Source organism: Enterobacter sp. BNK-16 (assembly GCF_048684955.1).
GTDB lineage: Bacteria > Pseudomonadota > Gammaproteobacteria > Enterobacterales > Enterobacteriaceae > Enterobacter > Enterobacter bugandensis.
This window is the reverse complement of the sequence record NZ_JBLQTQ010000001.1, coordinates 543,397-561,817: the sequence shown is the minus strand read 5'-3', so window position 1 is coordinate 561,817 and position 18,421 is coordinate 543,397. Positions and strand designations below refer to the sequence as shown.

16 protein-coding genes and 2 tRNA genes are annotated in these 18,421 nt (G+C 54.0%); 13 read left to right on the top strand and 5 right to left on the bottom strand.

Annotated features, from left to right (window positions below; translation table 11 throughout):
- Positions 1-17: 17 nt before the first annotated feature.
- From pmrB to dacB, 3 genes are read right to left on the bottom strand one after another with little or no spacing between them, the layout of a single operon-like run.
- The gene (pmrB, locus tag ACMGGH_RS02685) at positions 18-1,061 is read right to left on the bottom strand and encodes a two-component system sensor histidine kinase PmrB (RefSeq protein ID WP_041907874.1); all 1,044 of its coding nucleotides are present in this window, start codon (positions 1,059-1,061) and stop codon (positions 18-20) included.
- Positions 1,058-1,720 (bottom strand): two-component system response regulator PmrA, encoded by a 663-nt coding sequence (gene pmrA / locus ACMGGH_RS02680; RefSeq protein ID WP_028014555.1) that lies wholly within the window; start codon positions 1,718-1,720, stop codon positions 1,058-1,060. The genes pmrB and pmrA overlap by 4 nt, the downstream gene beginning before the upstream one ends.
- A gap of 2 nt (positions 1,721-1,722) precedes the next feature.
- Positions 1,723-3,156, bottom strand: coding sequence for a serine-type D-Ala-D-Ala carboxypeptidase (gene dacB / locus ACMGGH_RS02675; RefSeq protein WP_028014554.1), 1,434 nt, complete (start codon positions 3,154-3,156; stop codon positions 1,723-1,725).
- 228 nt (positions 3,157-3,384) lie between these two features.
- Between dacB and greA the strand changes: the two genes are divergently transcribed.
- On the top strand, positions 3,385-3,861 hold the full coding sequence (greA, locus tag ACMGGH_RS02670; protein WP_006812122.1) for a transcription elongation factor GreA: 477 nt from the start codon (positions 3,385-3,387) through the stop codon (positions 3,859-3,861).
- Between the two features lie 152 nt (positions 3,862-4,013).
- Here the strand turns inward: greA and yhbY are convergent, their stop codons facing one another.
- On the bottom strand, positions 4,014-4,307 hold the full coding sequence (gene yhbY / locus ACMGGH_RS02665) for a ribosome assembly RNA-binding protein YhbY (RefSeq protein WP_003861814.1): 294 nt from the start codon (positions 4,305-4,307) through the stop codon (positions 4,014-4,016).
- Positions 4,308-4,434: 127 nt separating this feature from the next.
- Between yhbY and rlmE the strand changes: the two genes are divergently transcribed.
- The 6 genes from rlmE (at position 4,435) to ACMGGH_RS02635 (ending at position 10,027) form a co-directional block, all read left to right on the top strand.
- Entirely contained in the window at positions 4,435-5,061 is a 627-nt protein-coding gene (gene rlmE / locus ACMGGH_RS02660; protein WP_003861812.1) for a 23S rRNA (uridine(2552)-2'-O)-methyltransferase RlmE, read from the top strand.
- Positions 5,062-5,163: 102 nt separating this feature from the next.
- On the top strand, positions 5,164-7,098 hold the full coding sequence (gene ftsH, locus ACMGGH_RS02655) for an ATP-dependent zinc metalloprotease FtsH (protein ID WP_013098921.1): 1,935 nt from the start codon (positions 5,164-5,166) through the stop codon (positions 7,096-7,098).
- Between the two features lie 98 nt (positions 7,099-7,196).
- Positions 7,197-8,045 carry a dihydropteroate synthase gene (gene folP, locus ACMGGH_RS02650; RefSeq protein ID WP_014885377.1) on the top strand — a complete coding sequence of 283 codons (849 nt, stop codon included), beginning with the start codon at positions 7,197-7,199 and terminating at the stop codon, positions 8,043-8,045.
- A complete protein-coding gene (gene glmM, locus ACMGGH_RS02645; protein ID WP_232949058.1) occupies positions 8,038-9,375 on the top strand; it encodes a phosphoglucosamine mutase in 1,338 nt (445 codons plus the stop codon). The genes folP and glmM overlap by 8 nt, the downstream gene beginning before the upstream one ends.
- A gap of 223 nt (positions 9,376-9,598) precedes the next feature.
- A complete protein-coding gene (gene secG / locus ACMGGH_RS02640; RefSeq protein ID WP_021242256.1) occupies positions 9,599-9,931 on the top strand; it encodes a preprotein translocase subunit SecG in 333 nt (110 codons plus the stop codon).
- 9 nt (positions 9,932-9,940) lie between these two features.
- Positions 9,941-10,027: transfer RNA gene (locus ACMGGH_RS02635), tRNA-Leu, on the top strand.
- 179 nt (positions 10,028-10,206) lie between these two features.
- Here ACMGGH_RS02635 and argG read toward each other — a convergent pair.
- Positions 10,207-11,553 carry an argininosuccinate synthase gene (argG, locus tag ACMGGH_RS02630; protein WP_028014551.1) on the bottom strand — a complete coding sequence of 449 codons (1,347 nt, stop codon included), beginning with the start codon at positions 11,551-11,553 and terminating at the stop codon, positions 10,207-10,209.
- A gap of 287 nt (positions 11,554-11,840) precedes the next feature.
- On the opposite strand from argG, the gene ACMGGH_RS02625 reads away from it, so the two are divergent.
- From ACMGGH_RS02625 to truB, 6 genes are all read left to right on the top strand, one after another.
- Positions 11,841-11,917: transfer RNA gene (locus ACMGGH_RS02625), tRNA-Met, on the top strand.
- 207 nt (positions 11,918-12,124) lie between these two features.
- The gene (gene rimP, locus ACMGGH_RS02620; RefSeq protein WP_014833432.1) at positions 12,125-12,577 is read left to right on the top strand and encodes a ribosome maturation factor RimP; all 453 of its coding nucleotides are present in this window, start codon (positions 12,125-12,127) and stop codon (positions 12,575-12,577) included.
- A gap of 28 nt (positions 12,578-12,605) precedes the next feature.
- Positions 12,606-14,108, top strand: a complete 1,503-nt coding sequence (gene nusA, locus ACMGGH_RS02615; protein ID WP_014885374.1) for a transcription termination factor NusA — start codon at positions 12,606-12,608, stop codon at positions 14,106-14,108.
- 24 nt (positions 14,109-14,132) lie between these two features.
- On the top strand, positions 14,133-16,820 hold the full coding sequence (gene infB, locus ACMGGH_RS02610; protein WP_041907885.1) for a translation initiation factor IF-2: 2,688 nt from the start codon (positions 14,133-14,135) through the stop codon (positions 16,818-16,820).
- Between the two features lie 101 nt (positions 16,821-16,921).
- Positions 16,922-17,326, top strand: a complete 405-nt coding sequence (gene rbfA / locus ACMGGH_RS02605; protein WP_232949059.1) for a 30S ribosome-binding factor RbfA — start codon at positions 16,922-16,924, stop codon at positions 17,324-17,326.
- Complete coding sequence (gene truB, locus ACMGGH_RS02600; RefSeq protein WP_045260076.1) at positions 17,326-18,276, top strand: tRNA pseudouridine(55) synthase TruB; 951 nt, start codon at positions 17,326-17,328, stop codon at positions 18,274-18,276. The genes rbfA and truB overlap by 1 nt, the downstream gene beginning before the upstream one ends.
- The last annotated feature ends 145 nt before the right edge of the window (positions 18,277-18,421 follow it).

The following is an 18,421-nucleotide window of genomic DNA, read 5'->3' as shown; positions in this document are numbered from 1 at the left end:
CCATCCGGGGGCTTTTTTCATTCCAGCGTTGAGGGCAGCCAGCAGCTTGCTATCAGGCCGCCTTCAGCACCATTCTCCAGCATCAGCTTACCGTGATGAAGCTGCAGGATGCGCTGTACGATACTCAGGCCCAGGCCGCTGCCGCCGTAACGCTGATCGAGGCGACGGAACGGCTCCGTGATCGACTGTCGATGCGCTTCGTCAATACCAGGCCCCTGATCGATAACGCTGAGCTGCGTACCGCCTTCGACCTCGGTAAGCGTCACGGTAATCGTGGTGCCTGTCGGGCTGTAGCGCCCGGCATTCTCCAGCAGGTTGCGCAGCATCAGCCGCAGCAGTACCGCGTCTCCCTGAACCGTGAGCGCGCTTTTAGCAGGCCAAATCACCGTATGCTCTTTGGCTTCATGCTCAAGACCAAGAGGCGTGATAATGGTGTCCGTCCAGTTGATGGTTTCATAGTGGCCGCTCGCCATTGCCTGTCCTGCACGGGCCAGCATCAGCAGTTGCTCAACGGTGTGCATTAGCTGGTCAATACGGCTGATGAGCGTCGTGGCCTGCGTAGAGCCTGACTGGGCCATGAGCTCCAGATGGAGCCTGATTCCGGCAAGAGGCGTTCGCAGTTCATGGGCGGCGTCAGCCGTAAAGAGACGCTCCTGCTGAATGGTACTGTCCAGCCTGGCGAGTAGCTGATTGAGCGAGGTGGTAACGGCGCCGATTTCTTCCATGTCGGAATACATAGGAAGTGGGGTTAGGTTATCCGCCGAACGGTTAGCCAGGCTCACGCGCAGTTTATTCAGCGGTCGGGTTATCCAGGTGACCGCCCAGAACGAGAAAAACAACGTAAACCCAACCATCACCAGAGAAGGAACCAGCAGCGAGGCAATCGCTTCACGGATCTCTTTCTCGACGTGGTTGTTACGCGATTTTGCCGACAGCGTTTCGTTCACCAGAAAGCCAATCTGCTCGCGGCTTTCGTGCCACAACCAAATGACGCTTATCAGCTGGAAAAATAACAGAATGACCGCCAGCAACACCATTAATCGCCGACGCATGCTGTTCATTTCTGGCTCTCCAGGCGGTAGCCAACGCCGCGGACGGTTTTAATCCGGTCTTTGCCGAGCTTACGACGCAGGTTGTGGATGTGGACTTCCAGGGTATTTGACCCCGGATCGTCCTGCCAGGAATAGATATCCTGCTGAAGGGTTTCTCTGTGTACCGTTTGTCCGCTGCGCATGATCAGACGCGTCAACAAGGCGAACTCTTTTGGTGTGACTTCAACGGGCTGGGACTGGCGCAATACCTGCTGGGTTTGCAGATTCAGGGTAATGTCCCCGTCGGTTAGTAAGTTATCACTATGGCCCTGATAACGGCGTATTAACGCTCGCACCCGAGCCTGAAGTTCTGCAAGCGCAAAGGGCTTCACCAGGTAATCATCGGCGCCAGCATCAAGGCCGGTAATACGATCTTCAATGGCGTCGCGTGCCGTCAGGATTAACACCGGATTGGCGATGCCCCGGCGACGCCACTGGGTAAGCAGCGTCGCGCCGTCTTTGTCCGGCAAGCCCAGGTCAAGGATCACCAGGCTATATTCGCCGCTCTGGATCAGGGCATCTGCTTCTGCCGCGGTGCCGGCACAGTCCAGGGCATAGCCTTCATTGGCGAGTCCCAGAGCCAGTCCTTCCTGTAATAACAGATCGTCTTCAACTATAAGTAGTTTCATCGCTAGTTATTCTGGTAGATGTCTTTATAAAGCCTGCTTTCGAAGCGAACCAGTGGAATACGGCGGTTGCGCTGGTCGGTCGGTTCGACGGCATAGCCGGAAAGATACTGCACGAATGCCATGCGCTGTCCGCTGGCGGTCGTGATGAACCCTGCCAGGTTATACACCCCCTGCAGTGAACCTGTTTTCGCGGAGACTTTGCCATCCACACCTGCCGCGTGAAGCCCGGCGCGGTACTGCAGCGAACCGTCGTGTCCGGCAAGCGGCAGCATTGAGATAAAGTTTAGCTCAGTGTCATGTTGTGCAATGTACTGAAGCACCTGCATCATGGTGGCCGGGGCAATCAGGTTATGACGCGATAATCCTGAACCATCAACGGCGATAGTGTTACCCAGATCGATTCCCGCCTGCTGGCGCAGGATCTGACGAACAGCGTCTGAGCCCGCGCGCCAGGTTCCCGGCACGCCGAAACGCGCGTGGCCAATCATGCGGAACACGGTGTCGGCAATCATGTTGTCAGACTTTTTCAGCATAATTCGCAGCAAATCGTGCAGCGGTGGCGACTGTTTGCTGGCAATGACCGTTCCGGGCTGGTTGACCTGCGTCTGGCGTAGCAGCGTGCCGGAGTAGGTTATTCCCGCCTGCTTCAGCTCATCCTTGAGAATCGCACCCGCATAGCTTGCGCCATCCTGAATCGCGAAGGCCAGCGGCAGGGGATCGGCGCGCTGCGTCAGGCAGCCGGTGAGGGTGTAGCGGTTAAGATCGCCAGGCACCACGTCCAGTTCGCAGTACTGGGCATCAGGGGAGCCTTTAGCCAGCGTTCGCACCTGGCTAAACATGGTCACCGGATAGTAAGATGCCACGCGAATGAACGCTAAATCATCTGGCTTGGGCGCGCTGTAAAGGGAGATCGAGAAGCAGTTGCGGTCAACAATCGCGGCGGCTGGCGGGGCGCTAAAGCACTGCGTCATGTCGTTCCACGGCCAGCCTGGTGCTTTATCGTGGCTGGCAAAAATGGAGGTATCGATCAGCACGTTGCCATCGATTTTTGTCACGCCGGATTTTTTCAACACCGCTACCATGTTGCGGATATCCTGGCGCTTAAAGGTGGGATCGCCACCGAAACGGGCGATAAGATCGCCTTTCAGTTCGCCACCGTCGACGTTACCTTTGGTTTCAAGCGTGGTGGTAAAACGGAAGTCAGGCCCGAGTTGGAGCAGGGCGGCGAGGGCAGTGATCACCTTCTGGGTACTGGCAGGCAGCGCCATCTGTTGACTGTGATAGTCAATCTCGGGAGCCTGTGCGCCAACCTTCTGCACCATCAGGGCGAGGTTCGCGCCTGCGGGGAGCTGATTAATGTACTCATCAACATTCGCGGCCTGGGCGGTGAACGTTATACTGGTAGTCAATCCGATGATAAAACTGGAAAATCGCATAATCTCGCGCTAACAACCCGAAAACAAACCGTCATACTACGGTGCATGGCACTGCAAAGTAAACGATGACCCATAGTGAACTTCGCGGTAAAATGCGTATCAAATTGAAAAATTGCTGCTGACCTGGGGCGTCGCTCCCGGGTCGGTTTTCTTTTTGCTTCTTGCCCGCTTCGGGGGGCAGGAGCAGGGAACACTGCTCCCAACAGGAATGTTTAAGAGGTATAACAAATGCAAGCTATTCCGATGACCTTACGTGGTGCCGAAAAACTGCGCGAAGAGCTGGATTTCCTGAAATCCGTGCGTCGCCCTGAAATCATCGCCGCTATCGCGGAAGCCCGTGAGCATGGCGACCTGAAAGAGAATGCTGAATACCATGCGGCGCGCGAGCAGCAGGGTTTCTGTGAAGGGCGCATTAAAGATATCGAAGCGAAACTGTCTAATGCACAGGTTATTGATATCACCAAAATGCCTAACAACGGTCGCGTGATCTTTGGTTCTACCGTCAGCGTTCTGAACCTCGACAACGATGAAGAGCAAACCTATCGCATCGTGGGCGATGATGAAGCAGACTTCAAACAGAACCTGATTTCGGTGAACTCACCCATTGCTCGCGGCCTGATTGGCAAAGAGCAGGACGATGTTGTCACCATCCGCACCCCTGGCGGTGAAGTGGAATACGAAATTATCAAGGTTGAATACCTGTAATTCGCTTCTCTACTAAGATGTTGATACATTGTAAAGAAAAGAAAAAGGCCGCATAGCGGCCTTTTATCAACTCAAGGAGCATGGCATTTTGCTGAGCCTGCTGAAAGAAATCCCTCGTTTCACACAGAAAATGTGATTGATTCAGGATATCCTTAGCGTGGCAGCGAGATTTTACGCTCTTTAGATGGGCGATAGAGCACCAGCGTTTTACCGATGACCTGTACATTACAGGCGCCGGTTTCGCGCACGATGGCTTCCACGATCAGGTTTTTAGTGTCTCTGTCTTCAGAGGCGATTTTCACCTTGATCAGCTCGTGGTGTTCCAGCGCTTGTTCAATCTCGGCAAGCACCCCTTCGGTCAAACCATTGTTGCCAAGCATGACTACAGGCTTGAGCGGATGTGCCAGACCTTTAAGGTGCTGTTTTTGTTTAGTACTCAGATTCATCGTATATTTTTGCTTACGTTGGGATTGAAAACGGTTCATTCTACCGCCATCTCCCTTATATCGCCAAATAGCTGCGTAGAAATTTACGTCACAGGCAAGCAACGATGAACCAGGACGGAAATGTTAAATGACAGGTAAAAAGCGTTCTGCCAGTTCCAGCCGCTGGCTTCAGGAACACTTTAGCGATAAATATGTTCAACAGGCACAGAAAAAGGGGTTACGTTCCCGTGCCTGGTTTAAACTTGATGAAATACAGCAAAGTGACAAACTTTTTAAGCCGGGGATGACGGTTGTCGACCTCGGTGCGGCACCTGGCGGATGGTCCCAGTATGCGGTAACGCAGATCGGCGGAACGGGCCGAATCATCGCGTGCGATCTTTTACCAATGGATCCCATCGTTGGTGTCGACTTCCTTCAGGGCGACTTTCGTGATGAATTAGTGCTGAAAGCGTTACTTGATCGTGTTGGTGACAGTAAGGTTCAGGTTGTCATGTCGGATATGGCACCAAATATGTGCGGAACACCGGCGGTGGATATCCCCCGCGCCATGTATCTGGTGGAGCTAGCGTTAGAAATGTGTCGTGATGTACTAGCGCCTGGTGGTAGTTTTGTTGTGAAGGTGTTTCAGGGCGAAGGTTTCGAGGAGTATCTTAAGGAAATTCGCTCCCTGTTTGCGAAGGTCAAAGTTCGTAAGCCGGACTCTTCCCGGGCCCGTTCCCGTGAAGTGTATATTGTAGCGACCGGGCGAAAATGATAACCGGGAGATTTCAGACGAAAGTTTGAATGAAACTGGATATAGAGTATCCTGACGCTGTTTTTAACACAGTTGTAATATGAGGTTAATCCCTTGAGTGACATGGCGAAAAACCTAATACTCTGGCTGGTCATTGCCGTTGTGCTGATGTCAGTATTCCAGAGCTTTGGGCCCAGCGAGTCGAATGGCCGCAAGGTGGATTATTCTACCTTCCTGCAAGAGGTCAATCAGGACCAGGTTCGCGAAGCGCGTATCAACGGACGTGAGATCAACGTTACCAAGAAAGATAGTAACCGTTACACGACTTACATCCCGGTGAACGATCCTAAGCTGCTTGATAACCTTCTGACCAAAAACGTCAAAGTGGTAGGCGAGCCGCCAGAAGAACCAAGCCTGCTGGCTTCTATCTTCATTTCCTGGTTCCCGATGCTGCTTCTTATCGGCGTCTGGATCTTCTTTATGCGCCAGATGCAGGGCGGCGGTGGCAAAGGTGCCATGTCGTTCGGTAAGAGCAAGGCGCGTATGCTGACGGAAGACCAGATCAAGACCACGTTTGCTGACGTCGCCGGTTGTGACGAAGCAAAAGAAGAAGTGGGTGAACTGGTTGAATACCTGCGCGAGCCGAGCCGTTTCCAGAAACTGGGCGGTAAGATCCCGAAAGGCGTCCTGATGGTAGGCCCTCCGGGTACCGGTAAAACCCTGCTGGCGAAAGCCATCGCGGGTGAAGCGAAGGTGCCGTTCTTTACTATTTCAGGTTCTGACTTCGTTGAAATGTTCGTGGGTGTCGGTGCATCTCGTGTGCGTGACATGTTCGAGCAGGCCAAGAAGGCAGCACCGTGCATCATCTTTATCGATGAAATCGACGCCGTAGGCCGCCAGCGTGGCGCGGGCCTGGGCGGTGGTCACGATGAGCGTGAGCAGACCCTGAACCAGATGCTGGTTGAGATGGACGGCTTCGAAGGTAACGAAGGTATTATCGTTATCGCGGCGACTAACCGTCCGGACGTACTTGACCCTGCGCTGCTGCGTCCAGGCCGTTTCGACCGTCAGGTTGTTGTCGGTCTGCCGGATGTTCGTGGTCGTGAACAGATTCTGAAAGTGCACATGCGTCGCGTACCGCTGGCGCCAGATATCGACGCGGCCATCATTGCGCGCGGTACCCCGGGCTTCTCCGGTGCGGACCTGGCTAACCTGGTCAACGAAGCTGCACTGTTTGCCGCTCGCGGTAACAAGCGCGTGGTCTCCATGGTAGAGTTCGAGAAAGCGAAAGACAAAATCATGATGGGTGCGGAACGTCGCTCCATGGTGATGACGGAAGCGCAGAAAGAGTCCACGGCTTACCACGAAGCGGGTCACGCGATTATCGGTCGCCTGGTGCCGGAACACGATCCGGTACACAAGGTAACGATTATTCCGCGCGGCCGTGCGCTGGGTGTGACCTTCTTCCTGCCTGAGGGCGACGCGATCAGCGCCAGCCGTCAGAAGCTGGAAAGCCAGATTTCGACCCTGTACGGCGGTCGTCTGGCGGAAGAGATCATCTACGGGCCAGAACATGTTTCTACCGGTGCGTCGAACGACATTAAAGTGGCGACAAACCTGGCGCGTAACATGGTGACTCAGTGGGGCTTCTCCGACAAACTCGGTCCGCTGCTGTATGCAGAGGAAGAGGGTGAAGTATTCCTGGGCCGCTCCGTGGCGAAAGCAAAACATATGTCCGATGAGACGGCACGTATCATCGACCAGGAAGTGAAAGCGCTGATTGAACGTAACTACGGTCGTGCGCGTCAGATCCTGAACGACAATATGGACATTCTGCATTCGATGAAAGATGCACTCATGAAATATGAGACCATCGATGCACCGCAGATTGACGACCTGATGGCTCGCCGCGAAGTGCGTCCGCCAGCAGGCTGGGAAGACCCAGGCGCTTCCAACAATTCTGACAACAATGGTACCCCGCGCGCGCCGCGTCCGGTCGATGAACCGCGTACGCCAAACCCGGGCAACACCATGTCAGAGCAGTTGGGCGACAAGTAAGTCACTGCTGTTGAAGCGTTTGTCTGTACCCCAAACCCTGGAGCTTGCTCCGGGGTTTTTCTTTTCCGTTAAACCATACTAAAACCAGGGATTTGACCATGAAACTCTTCGCCCAGGACTCGCATCTCGATCTTTCACATCCGCACGTGATGGGGATCCTGAATGTTACCCCTGACTCCTTCTCTGACGGCGGCACGCATAACACGCTTATCGACGCGGTTAAGCACGCAAATCTAATGATCAACGCGGGTGCCACCATCATTGACGTGGGCGGTGAATCGACGCGTCCCGGCGCGGCAGATGTTTCGGTGGAAGAAGAGCTGGCGCGCGTGGTGCCGGTGGTTGAGGCAATCGCGCAACGTTTCGAGGTGTGGATCTCCGTCGACACGTCCAAACCAGAAGTGATCCGTGAAGTGGCGAGAGTGGGTGCTCACATTATCAATGATATCCGCTCGCTGACCGAACCGGGTGCGATCGAGGCCGCTGCAGAAACCGGCCTGCCGGTATGCCTGATGCACATGCAGGGGCAACCGAAAACCATGCAGGAAGCGCCGAAGTATGATGATGTCTTTGCCGACGTGAATCGCTTCTTTATTGAGCATATTGAACGCTGTGAGCGTGCAGGCATCCCAAAAGAGAAATTGCTGCTCGACCCGGGGTTCGGTTTCGGTAAAAATCTCTCACACAATTATGCGTTGCTTGCGCGCTTATCGGAATTTCATCACTTTGGTCTGCCACTGCTGGTGGGTATGTCGAGAAAGTCGATGATTGGCCAATTGCTGAATGTAGGACCGAGCGAGCGCCTGAGTGGCAGCCTGGCCTGCGCGGTAATTGCGGCGATGCAAGGCGCGCACATTATCCGTGTCCATGACGTCAAAGAAACAGTAGAAGCCATGCGTGTGGTGGAAGCCACACTGGCAGCGAAGGAAAACAAACGCTATGAGTAATCGTAAGTATTTTGGTACCGATGGTATCCGTGGGCGCGTAGGCGATGCTCCAATTACCCCTGATTTTGTTCTGAAGCTCGGCTGGGCTGCCGGCAAGGTGCTGGCGCGTCATGGCTCACGTAAGATCATTATTGGTAAAGATACCCGTATTTCGGGCTATATGCTGGAATCTGCGTTGGAAGCGGGTCTGGCAGCGGCAGGGCTTTCAGCCTCTTTTACTGGCCCAATGCCAACGCCTGCTGTTGCCTACCTTACGCGCACCTTCCGCGCGGAAGCGGGAATTGTGATCTCGGCGTCTCATAACCCGTTCTATGACAATGGCATTAAGTTCTTCTCCATTGACGGCACCAAACTGCCGGACGAAGTGGAAGAGGCCATTGAAGCCGAAATGGAAAAAGAGATCACCTGTGTTGATTCCGCCGAGCTGGGTAAAGCGAACCGTATCGTCGATGCGGCGGGCCGTTATATCGAATTCTGCAAAGGCACCTTCCCGAACGAGCTGAGCCTGGCGAATCTTAAAATTGTGGTGGACTGTGCGAACGGTGCGACCTATCACATTGCGCCGAATGTCTTCCGCGAGCTGGGTGCGAAAGTGATCGCCATCGGCTGCGAGCCGGATGGTCTGAATATTAACGAAGAAGTCGGGGCGACGGACGTGCGCGCCCTGCAGGCGCGCGTGCTGGCGGAAAAAGCCGATCTGGGTATTGCTCTGGACGGCGACGGTGACCGCGTGATCATGGTTGACCACGAAGGTAATAAAGTCGACGGCGATCAGATCCTCTACATCATTGCCCGTGAAGGCCTGCGCCAGGGTCAGCTGCGCGGCGGCGCGGTTGGGACGCTGATGAGCAACATGGGTCTGGAGCTGGCGCTGAAACAGCTCGGTATTCCGTTTGTTCGCGCGAAAGTGGGCGACCGCTACGTGCTGGAAAAGCTGCAGGAGAAAGGCTGGCGCATTGGTGCTGAGAACTCCGGCCACGTGATCCTGCTCGACAAAACCACTACCGGTGACGGCATTGTTGCCGCGCTTCAGGTGGTTGCCGCGATGGCGCGCAACCATATGAGCCTGCACGATCTGTGCAGCGGGATGAAAATGTTCCCGCAGATCCTGGTGAACGTGCGTTTCACTGCGGGTAAAGGCGATCCGCTGGAAAATGACAACGTGAAAGCGGTAATGGCTGACGTTGAAGCGGCCCTGGGCAGCCGTGGGCGCGTGCTGCTGCGTAAGTCTGGTACCGAACCGCTGATCCGCGTGATGGTGGAAGGCGAAGACGAAGCGCAGGTCACCGAATTTGCGCACCGTATTGCGGATGCCGTAAAAGCTGCATAATCTTGCATGCTAAATGTTTAAAAAGGCGGCGTTTGCCGCCTTTGTTTTAAGCAATTAATGGCTTTTTGCTGTTTTTTTCCGCAGTTGATACAATGCGTCGAAAATGCCCTTGCGAAGGTGATTCGCTTTGGTTAGTATTCACACCCGCTTCAGTGGGAAACAAAAATCCTGCTAATTGGTCGAAGCATTGGTATGCGGCAAATCCGCAAGGAACAGGTTGATTATGTACGAAGCTCTTTTAGTTGTTTTCCTTATTGTAGCCATCGCTCTCGTAGCGTTGATCATGCTGCAGCAAGGTAAAGGCGCTGATATGGGAGCCTCCTTCGGAGCAGGCGCTTCCGGTACGCTGTTCGGTTCAAGTGGTTCTGCGAACTTCATGACCCGCACGACGGCGATTCTGGCTACGCTGTTCTTCATCATCAGTCTGGTGCTGGGCAATATCAACAGCAACAAGACCAGCAAAGGAAGCGAGTGGGAAAATCTGAGCGCGCCAGCCAAAACTGAGCAGACTCAGCCAGCTGCACCGGCTAAGCCAACCAGCGATATCCCGCAGTAAGTATTCCGTACCGAGGTGGTGGAATTGGTAGACACGCTACCTTGAGGTGGTAGTGCCCTAACGGGCTTGTGGGTTCGAGTCCCATCCTCGGTACCAATATTCCAGAAGAAAGACGTCGAAAGACGTCTTTTTTTTCGTCTGTAGCTTTTGCCTTTCGTAGGCCCGGTAAGCGCAGCGCCACCGGGCAAAATGGCGGGTGGCGCTGCGCTTACCCGCCCTACAAAAGCCAAACAAAAAGGCGCCCATTGGGCGCCTTTTGCATGTTACATCAGCGATTACTTCTTATCGCTATTCTCCAGGTTTTCAACCTGCGGCAGGCCGTTACCGGAATTCGCGGAGAGCAGACCATTCTCAACGTAGTTGAAAAGCTTCTCACGGGTATCGGTGATATCCAGGTTACGCATGGTCAACTGACCAATACGGTCGTCCGGAGAAAACACAGACTCACCTTTTTCCATGGTCAGACGCTCGGCTTTATAGGTCAGGTTGTCCGACACGGTGTTAAGAATGGAGTAGTCGTTACCACGACGCAGTTCCAGCGTCACTTCACCGGTGATCGCGCTCGCTACCCAACGCTGCAGCGCGTCACGCAGCATCAGCGCCTGCGGATCGAACCAGCGACCCTGATACAGCAGTTTGCCCAGTTGACGACCATGAGAGTGATACTGCTCGATGGTGTCTTCGTTGTGAATACCGGTCAGCAGACGCTCGTAAGCGATGTGCAGCAGCGCCATCCCCGGAGCTTCATAGATACCGCGGCTTTTCGCTTCGATGATACGGTTTTCAATCTGATCGCTCATGCCCAGACCGTGACGACCGCCGATGCGGTTTGCTTCCAGCATCAGTTCAACGTCGTCAGAGAAGGTCTTACCGTTCAGGGCAACCGGATGACCACGTTCGAAACGCACGGTCACTTCTTCTGCCGGGATCTTCACGCTCTCGTCCCAGAACTTCACGCCCATGATCGGGTTAACGATCTTCACGCTGGAGTTCAGGAATTCCAGGTCCTTCGCTTCGTGCGTCGCGCCCAGCATGTTGGAGTCGGTAGAGTAGGCTTTCTCAACGGACATTTTGTAGTCAAAGCCGCAGGCAATCATAAACTCAGACATCTCATGACGACCACCCAGCTCGTCGATGAAGTCGGTGTCCAGCCACGGCTTGTAGATCTGCAGCTCCGCGTTGGTCAGCAGGCCATAACGATAGAAACGTTCGATATCGTTGCCTTTATAGGTGCTGCCGTCACCCCAGATGTTTACGCCATCTTCTTTCATGGCGGCAACCAGCATGGTGCCGGTGACGGCACGACCCAGCGGGGTGGTGTTGAAATAGGTCAGGCCGCCCGTAGTGTTATGGAACGCACCGCACTGAATAGCGGCGATACCTTCAGCAACCAGTTGCTTACGGCAGTCAATCAGTCGCGCGTTTTCTGCGCCATACTCTTTAGCGCGACGAGGAATAGCATCGTAATCGTCCTCATCCGGCTGACCCAGGTTCGCAGTATATGCATACGGAACCGCTCCCTTCTGGCGCATCCACAGCAGTGCAGCGCTGGTATCCAGGCCGCCTGAGAAAGCGATGCCAATACGTTGTCCTACCGGAAGATGCTTGAGAATCGTCGTCATAGAATAAAACCCTGCTTGATTGACTGATTAGAGACCGCTTTCGTTCTCTTGTGCATTTTTATGCAAAATAAGTGAGTATTCATTTAATCATCTTTTATCGAATACCGGAAGAGACTCATGCGTTTTTTGTAAAAAATTTGGTCTGTTCTCTCTGGCGGAAGCTGGGTTGACAGGTGGGGTCAACTATCAATATACTAAACGCCGATTTTACGTCCCGTCTTCGGTACCAAATCCCAGCATTATTTGCAAATTCTGTCCAAAACGCGTAGAATTTGCCACGTTTCAGGCGCGGGGTGGAGCAGCCTGGTAGCTCGTCGGGCTCATAACCCGAAGGTCGTCGGTTCAAATCCGGCCCCCGCAACCACTTTCCCATAAAGTTCTTTTTCAAATATACTGTGAAGACTTAGAGCCTTCGTAGCTGGATTTGAAAAAATTCTTTCGGAGAGTGCTCCAGGCCACAGTTGTGGCTATAGGGTTCAGTTATCTAAAGCCCCGATTTATCGGGGTTTTTTGTTATCTGACTACAGAATAACTGGGCTTTACGCCCTTTTTTTATGTCTTGGGGGTGGGCTTGTCCACATTAGAGCAAAAATTAACAGAGATGATTACTGCACCGGTCGAAGCACTGGGCTACGAACTGGTCGGCATCGAATTCGTTCGCGGCCGTACATCGACGCTGCGCATCTATATTGATAGTGAAGATGGCATCAATGTTGATGATTGTGCTGATGTCAGCCACCAGGTGAGTGCGGTTCTTGATGTTGAAGACCCGATTACCGTTGCGTACAACCTGGAAGTTTCCTCACCTGGCCTGGATCGCCCGATGTTCACGGCCGAGCACTATGTGCGCTTTACCGGTGAAGAAGTGGCTCTCGTTCTGCGTATGGCCGTACAGAACCGCCGTAAATGGCAGGGAATTATCAAAGCCGTTGATGGTGAAATGATCACGGTAACAGTCGAAGGCAAAGATGAAGTGTTCGCGCTGAGTAATATCCAGAAGGCGAACCTGGTTCCCCACTTTTAACAGTCTGGATTGAGGTGAAAAGCCCGCGATGAACAAAGAAATTTTGGCTGTTGTTGAAGCCGTCTCCAACGAGAAATCACTGCCGCGTGAGAAAATTTTCGAAGCGCTGGAAAGTGCACTGGCTACAGCAACCAAGAAAAAATACGAACAAGAGATCGATGTTCGCGTAGAAATCGATCGTAAAAGCGGTGACTTCGATACATTCCGTCGTTGGGTAATCGTTGAAGAAGTGACCCAGCCGACCAAAGAGATCACCCTGGAAGCGGCACGTTTTGAAGACGAAAGTCTGAACGTGGGTGACTACGTTGAAGATCAGATTGAATCTGTGACCTTCGACCGTATCACCACCCAGACCGCTAAGCAGGTTATCGTGCAGAAAGTGCGCGAAGCCGAGCGCGCGCTGGTTGTCGATCAGTTCCGCGATCAGGAAGGCGAAATCATCACCGGCGTGGTGAAGAAAGTGAACCGTGACAACATCTCTCTGGAAATTAAATCCGAAGGGATGCCGGGCAACGCTGAAGCCGTGATCCTGCGTGAAGACATGCTGCCGCGTGAAAACTTCCGCCCGGGCGACCGTATTCGTGGTGTTCTGTACGCCGTGCGCCCTGAAGCGCGTGGTGCACAGCTGTTCGTGACCCGTTCTAAACCAGAAATGCTGGTTGAACTGTTCCGCATCGAAGTGCCGGAAATCGGCGAAGAAGTTATTGAGATCAAAGCAGCAGCTCGCGATCCAGGCTCTCGTGCGAAAATTGCGGTGAAAACCAACGACAAGCGTATCGACCCGGTCGGTGCTTGCGTCGGTATGCGCGGTGCGCGCGTTCAGGCGGTTTCTACCGAACTGGGCGGCGAGCGTATTGATATCGTTCTGTGGGACGACAACCCGGCGCAGTTCGTGATCAACGCAATGGCTCCGGCTGATGTCGCGTCTATCGTTGTTGACGAAGACAAACACACCATGGATATCGCTGTTGAAGCGGGCAACCTGGCACAGGCGATTGGCCGTAACGGTCAGAACGTACGCCTGGCGTCACAGCTGAGCGGCTGGGAACTCAACGTCATGACCGTTGATGACCTGCAGGCTAAGCATCAGGCTGAAGCCCATGCGGCGATCGATACCTTCACCAAATACCTCGACATTGACGAAGACTTCGCCACTGTTCTGGTAGAAGAAGGTTTCTCTACGCTGGAAGAACTGGCCTATGTGCCAATGAAAGAGCTGCTGGAAATTGACGGTCTGGATGAGCCAACCGTTGAAGCCCTGCGTGAACGCGCTAAAAACGCACTGACCACCCTGGCACTGGCTCAGGAAGAAAGCCTTGGCGATAAGAAGCCGGCTGATGACCTGCTGAATCTGGAAGGTCTTGATCGTGCGATTGCGTTCAAGCTGGCTGCCCGTGGTGTTTGTACGCTGGAAGATCTCGCTGAGCAAGGCGTTGATGACCTGGCCGATATCGAAGGTTTAACCGACGAGAAAGCCGGCGAACTCATCATGGCCGCACGTAATATTTGCTGGTTCGGCGACGAAGCGTAATAAACTGTAGCAGGAAGGAACAGCATGACTGATGTAACTGTAAAATCGCTGGCTGCTGAGATTCAGACCTCCGTGGACCGCCTGGTACAGCAATTTGCTGATGCAGGGATCCCGAAGTCCGCTGATGACTCGGTGACCGCGCAAGAAAAACAAACCTTGTTAACGCACCTGAACCGCGAACACGGTTCTACGCCTGACAAGTTAACGCTGCAGCGCAAAACGCGCAGCACGTTAAACATTCCTGGTACCGGTGGCAAAAGCAAATCGGTACAAATTGAAGTCCGCAAGACGCGCACCTTTGTAAAACGTGATCCGCAAGAGGCAGAACGCCTTGCCGCGGAAGAGCAGGCACAGCGTGAAGCGGAAGAACAAGCTCAGCGTGAGGCGGAAGCAGCCGCCAAACGTGAAGCAGAATTAAAAGCTGAACGTGAGGCCGCAGAAAAAGCGAAACGCGACGCCAGTGATAAAGTGAAGCGTGACGCTGCGGAAAAAGACAAAGTGAGCAATCAACAGACAGACGAAATGACCAAAACCGCCCAGGCTGAAAAAGCCCGCCGTGAAAATGAAGCTGCCGAGCTGAAGCGTAAAGCGGAAGAAGAAGCCCGCCGTAAGCTGGAAGAAGAAGCTCGCCGCGTCGCTGAAGAAGCGCGCCGTATGGCAGAAGAAAACGAGAAGAATGGCGTGAATACCGCTGAACCGACTGAAGACACCAGCGACTATCACGTGACCACTTCTCAGCATGCGCGTCAGGCTGAAGATGATAACGACCGTGAAGTAGAAGGCGGCCGTGGCCGTGGTCGTAATGCAAAAGCCGCGCGTCCGGCTAAGAAAGGTAACAAACACGCTGAATCTAAAGCTGACCGCGAAGAAGCTCGTGCAGCGGTTCGCGGTGGTAAAGGCGGTAAGCGTAAAGGTTCTTCTCTGCAGCAGGGCTTCCAGAAGCCAGCTCAGGCGGTTAACCGTGACGTCGTGATTGGCGAAACCATCACCGTTGGCGATCTGGCGAACAAGATGGCGGTTAAAGGCTCTCAGGTCATCAAAGCGATGATGAAGCTGGGCGCAATGGCGACCATCAACCAGGTTATCGACCAGGAAACCGCACAGCTGGTTGCCGAAGAGATGGGCCACAAAGTTATCCTGCGTCGTGAAAACGAGCTGGAAGAAGCAGTAATGAGCGACCGTGACACTGGCGCTGCGGCTGAACCGCGTGCACCGGTTGTGACCATCATGGGTCACGTTGACCACGGTAAAACCTCTCTGCTCGACTACATTCGTTCTACGAAAGTTGCCTCCGGCGAAGCGGGTGGTATTACCCAGCACATCGGTGCTTACCACGTAGAAACTGAAAACGGCATGATCACCTTCCTGGATACCCCAGGCCACGCAGCGTTCACCTCAATGCGTGCTCGTGGTGCTCAGGCTACGGATATCGTTGTACTGGTTGTTGCAGCAGACGATGGCGTTATGCCACAGACCATTGAAGCTATCCAGCACGCGAAAGCGGCGCAGGTGCCTCTGGTTGTTGCGGTCAACAAAATCGATAAGCCAGAAGCCGATCTGGACCGCGTGAAGAACGAACTGTCTCAGTACGGCGTTATGCCGGAAGAGTGGGGCGGCGAAGCGCAGTTCATCCCTGTATCTGCAAAAGCGGGTACTGGTATCGACGACCTGCTGAACGCTATCCTGCTTCAGGCCGAAGTTCTGGAGCTGAAAGCCGTTCGTAAAGGTATGGCGAGCGGTGCGGTCATCGAATCCTTCCTGGATAAAGGTCGTGGTCCGGTTGCAACGGTTCTGGTTCGCGAAGGTACGCTGAACAAGGGCGACATCGTTCTTTGTGGCTTCGAATACGGTCGTGTTCGTGCGATGCGTAACGAACTGGGTCAGGAAGTGCTGGAAGCAGGTCCGTCCATTCCAGTGGAAATCCTGGGGCTGTCCGGTGTTCCGGCTGCCGGTGATGAAGTGACCGTTGTGCGTGACGAGAAGAAAGCGCGTGAAGTGGCACTGTATCGTCAGGGCAAATTCCGTGAAGTTAAGCTGGCGCGTCAGCAGAAATCTAAACTTGAGAACATGTTTGCGAACATGGCTGAAGGCGAAGTTCACGAAGTGAACGTCGTTCTGAAAGCAGACGTTCAGGGTTCTGTGGAAGCGATCTCCGACTCCTTGCTGAAACTGTCTACCGACGAAGTGAAAGTGAAGATCATCGGTTCTGGCGTAGGTGGTATCACCGAAACCGACGCAACCCTGGCTGCGGCATCCAACGCTATCCTGGTTGGCTTCAACGTGCGTGCTGATGCATCTGCTCGCCGCGTGATCGAAGCGGAAAGCCTGGATCTGCGCTACTACTCCGTCATCTATAACCTGATCGACGAAGTGAAAGCCGCGATGAGCGGTATGCTGTCTCCTGAGCTGAAACAGCAGATCATCGGTCTGGCTGAAGTGCGTGACGTGTTCAAATCACCGAAATTCGGTGCGATCGCGGGCTGTATGGTTACCGAAGGTACCATCAAGCGTCACAACCCAATCCGCGTACTGCGTGACAACGTGGTTATCTACGAAGGCGAGCTGGAATCCCTGCGCCGCTTCAAAGATGACGTTAACGAAGTCCGTAACGGCATGGAATGTGGTATCGGCGTTAAGAACTACAACGACGTTCGCGTTGGCGATATGATCGAAGTGTTCGAAATCATCGAGATCCAACGCAGCATCGACTAATCCTTAGGGATAAGTCCATATGTAGGCCGGGATCGCCTCGTGCCACCCGGCAATAATTTTAAAAGGGGCTTTTAGCCCCTTTTTTGTCTGGAGAATTTATTATGGCGAAAGAATTTGGTCGCCCACAGCGCGTGGCGCAGGAGATGCAGAAAGAGATCGCACTCATCCTGCAACGCGAAATCAAAGATCCGCGTATCGGTATCATGACCACCGTCTCTGGCGTGGAAATGTCTCGTGACCTGGCCTATGCCAAAGTGTTCGTGACCTTCCTGAACGATCAGGACGAAGCGGCGGTGAAGAACGGCATTAAAGCACTGCAGGAAGCCTCTGGTTTCATCCGCTCTCTGCTCGGCAAAGCGATGCGCCTGCGTATTGTTCCCGAGCTGACCTTCTTCTACGACAACTCGCTGGTCGAAGGTATGCGCATGTCCAACCTGGTGACCAGCGTGGTGAAACATGACGACGAACGTCGTGTTAACCCGACGGACGACAGCAAGGAGGACTGATGAGTCGTCCTCGTCGTCGCGGTCGCGACGTGCATGGCGTGCTGCTGCTGGATAAACCACAGGGTGCATCCAGCAACGACGTGCTGCAAAAAGTGAAGCGTATTTATAACGCTAACCGAGCGGGCCACACCGGCGCGCTGGATCCGCTGGCGACCGGCATGCTGCCGATTTGCCTGGGTGAAGCAACAAAATTTTCCCAGTACCTGCTCGATTCCGATAAACGCTACCGCGTTATCGCTAAACTGGGCCAGCGTACGGATACCTCCGACGCGGATGGTCAGGTGGTGGAAGAGCGCCCGGTGACCTTCAGCGCCGAACAGCTTGATGCGGCCCTGGAGAGCTTCCGCGGAGACACGATGCAGGTGCCGTCGATGTATTCGGCGCTGAAATATCAGGGCAAGAAGCTCTACGAATATGCGCGCCAGGGAATTGACGTCCCGCGCGAAGCGCGTCCGATAACCGTGTATGAGCTGCTGTTCATTCGCCACGAAGGTGACGAGCTGGAGCTGGAAGTCCACTGTTCGAAAGGGACCTATATTCGCACCATCATCGACGACCTGGGTGAAAAGCTGGGCTGCGGTGCGCATGTGATTTATCTGCGTCGTCTGGCGGTCAGTAAATATCCGGTGGAACGCATGGTGACGCTTGAGCAGCTGCGCGCGCTGGCTGAACAGGCACAAGCGCAGGGAGTGGAACCAGCAGATTTGCTGGATCCACTGCTGATGCCAATGGACAGTCCGGCAGCGGACTTCCCGATCGTTAATCTTCCTTTAACATCGTCCGTTTACTTTAAAAACGGAAACCCGGTTCGTACGGCGGATGCGCCGCTGGATGGACTGGTACGCGTGACGGAAGGTGACGAAGGGAAATTCATCGGTATGGGCGAAATGGACGGTGAAGGGCGCGTTGCGCCGCGTCGTCTGGTCGTCGAATATCCGGTCGACGCGTGACGGTGATTACGCCTCACCTTGCGATAAGCAGGGGAGACGAGTAGAATATCGCCGCTTAACGCCCGGTAAATTGTTTAACAATCTGCGGGGCGTACATGGGGTCGCTGAATTAGAGATCGGCACCCTTACATTTTTTATACTTTGG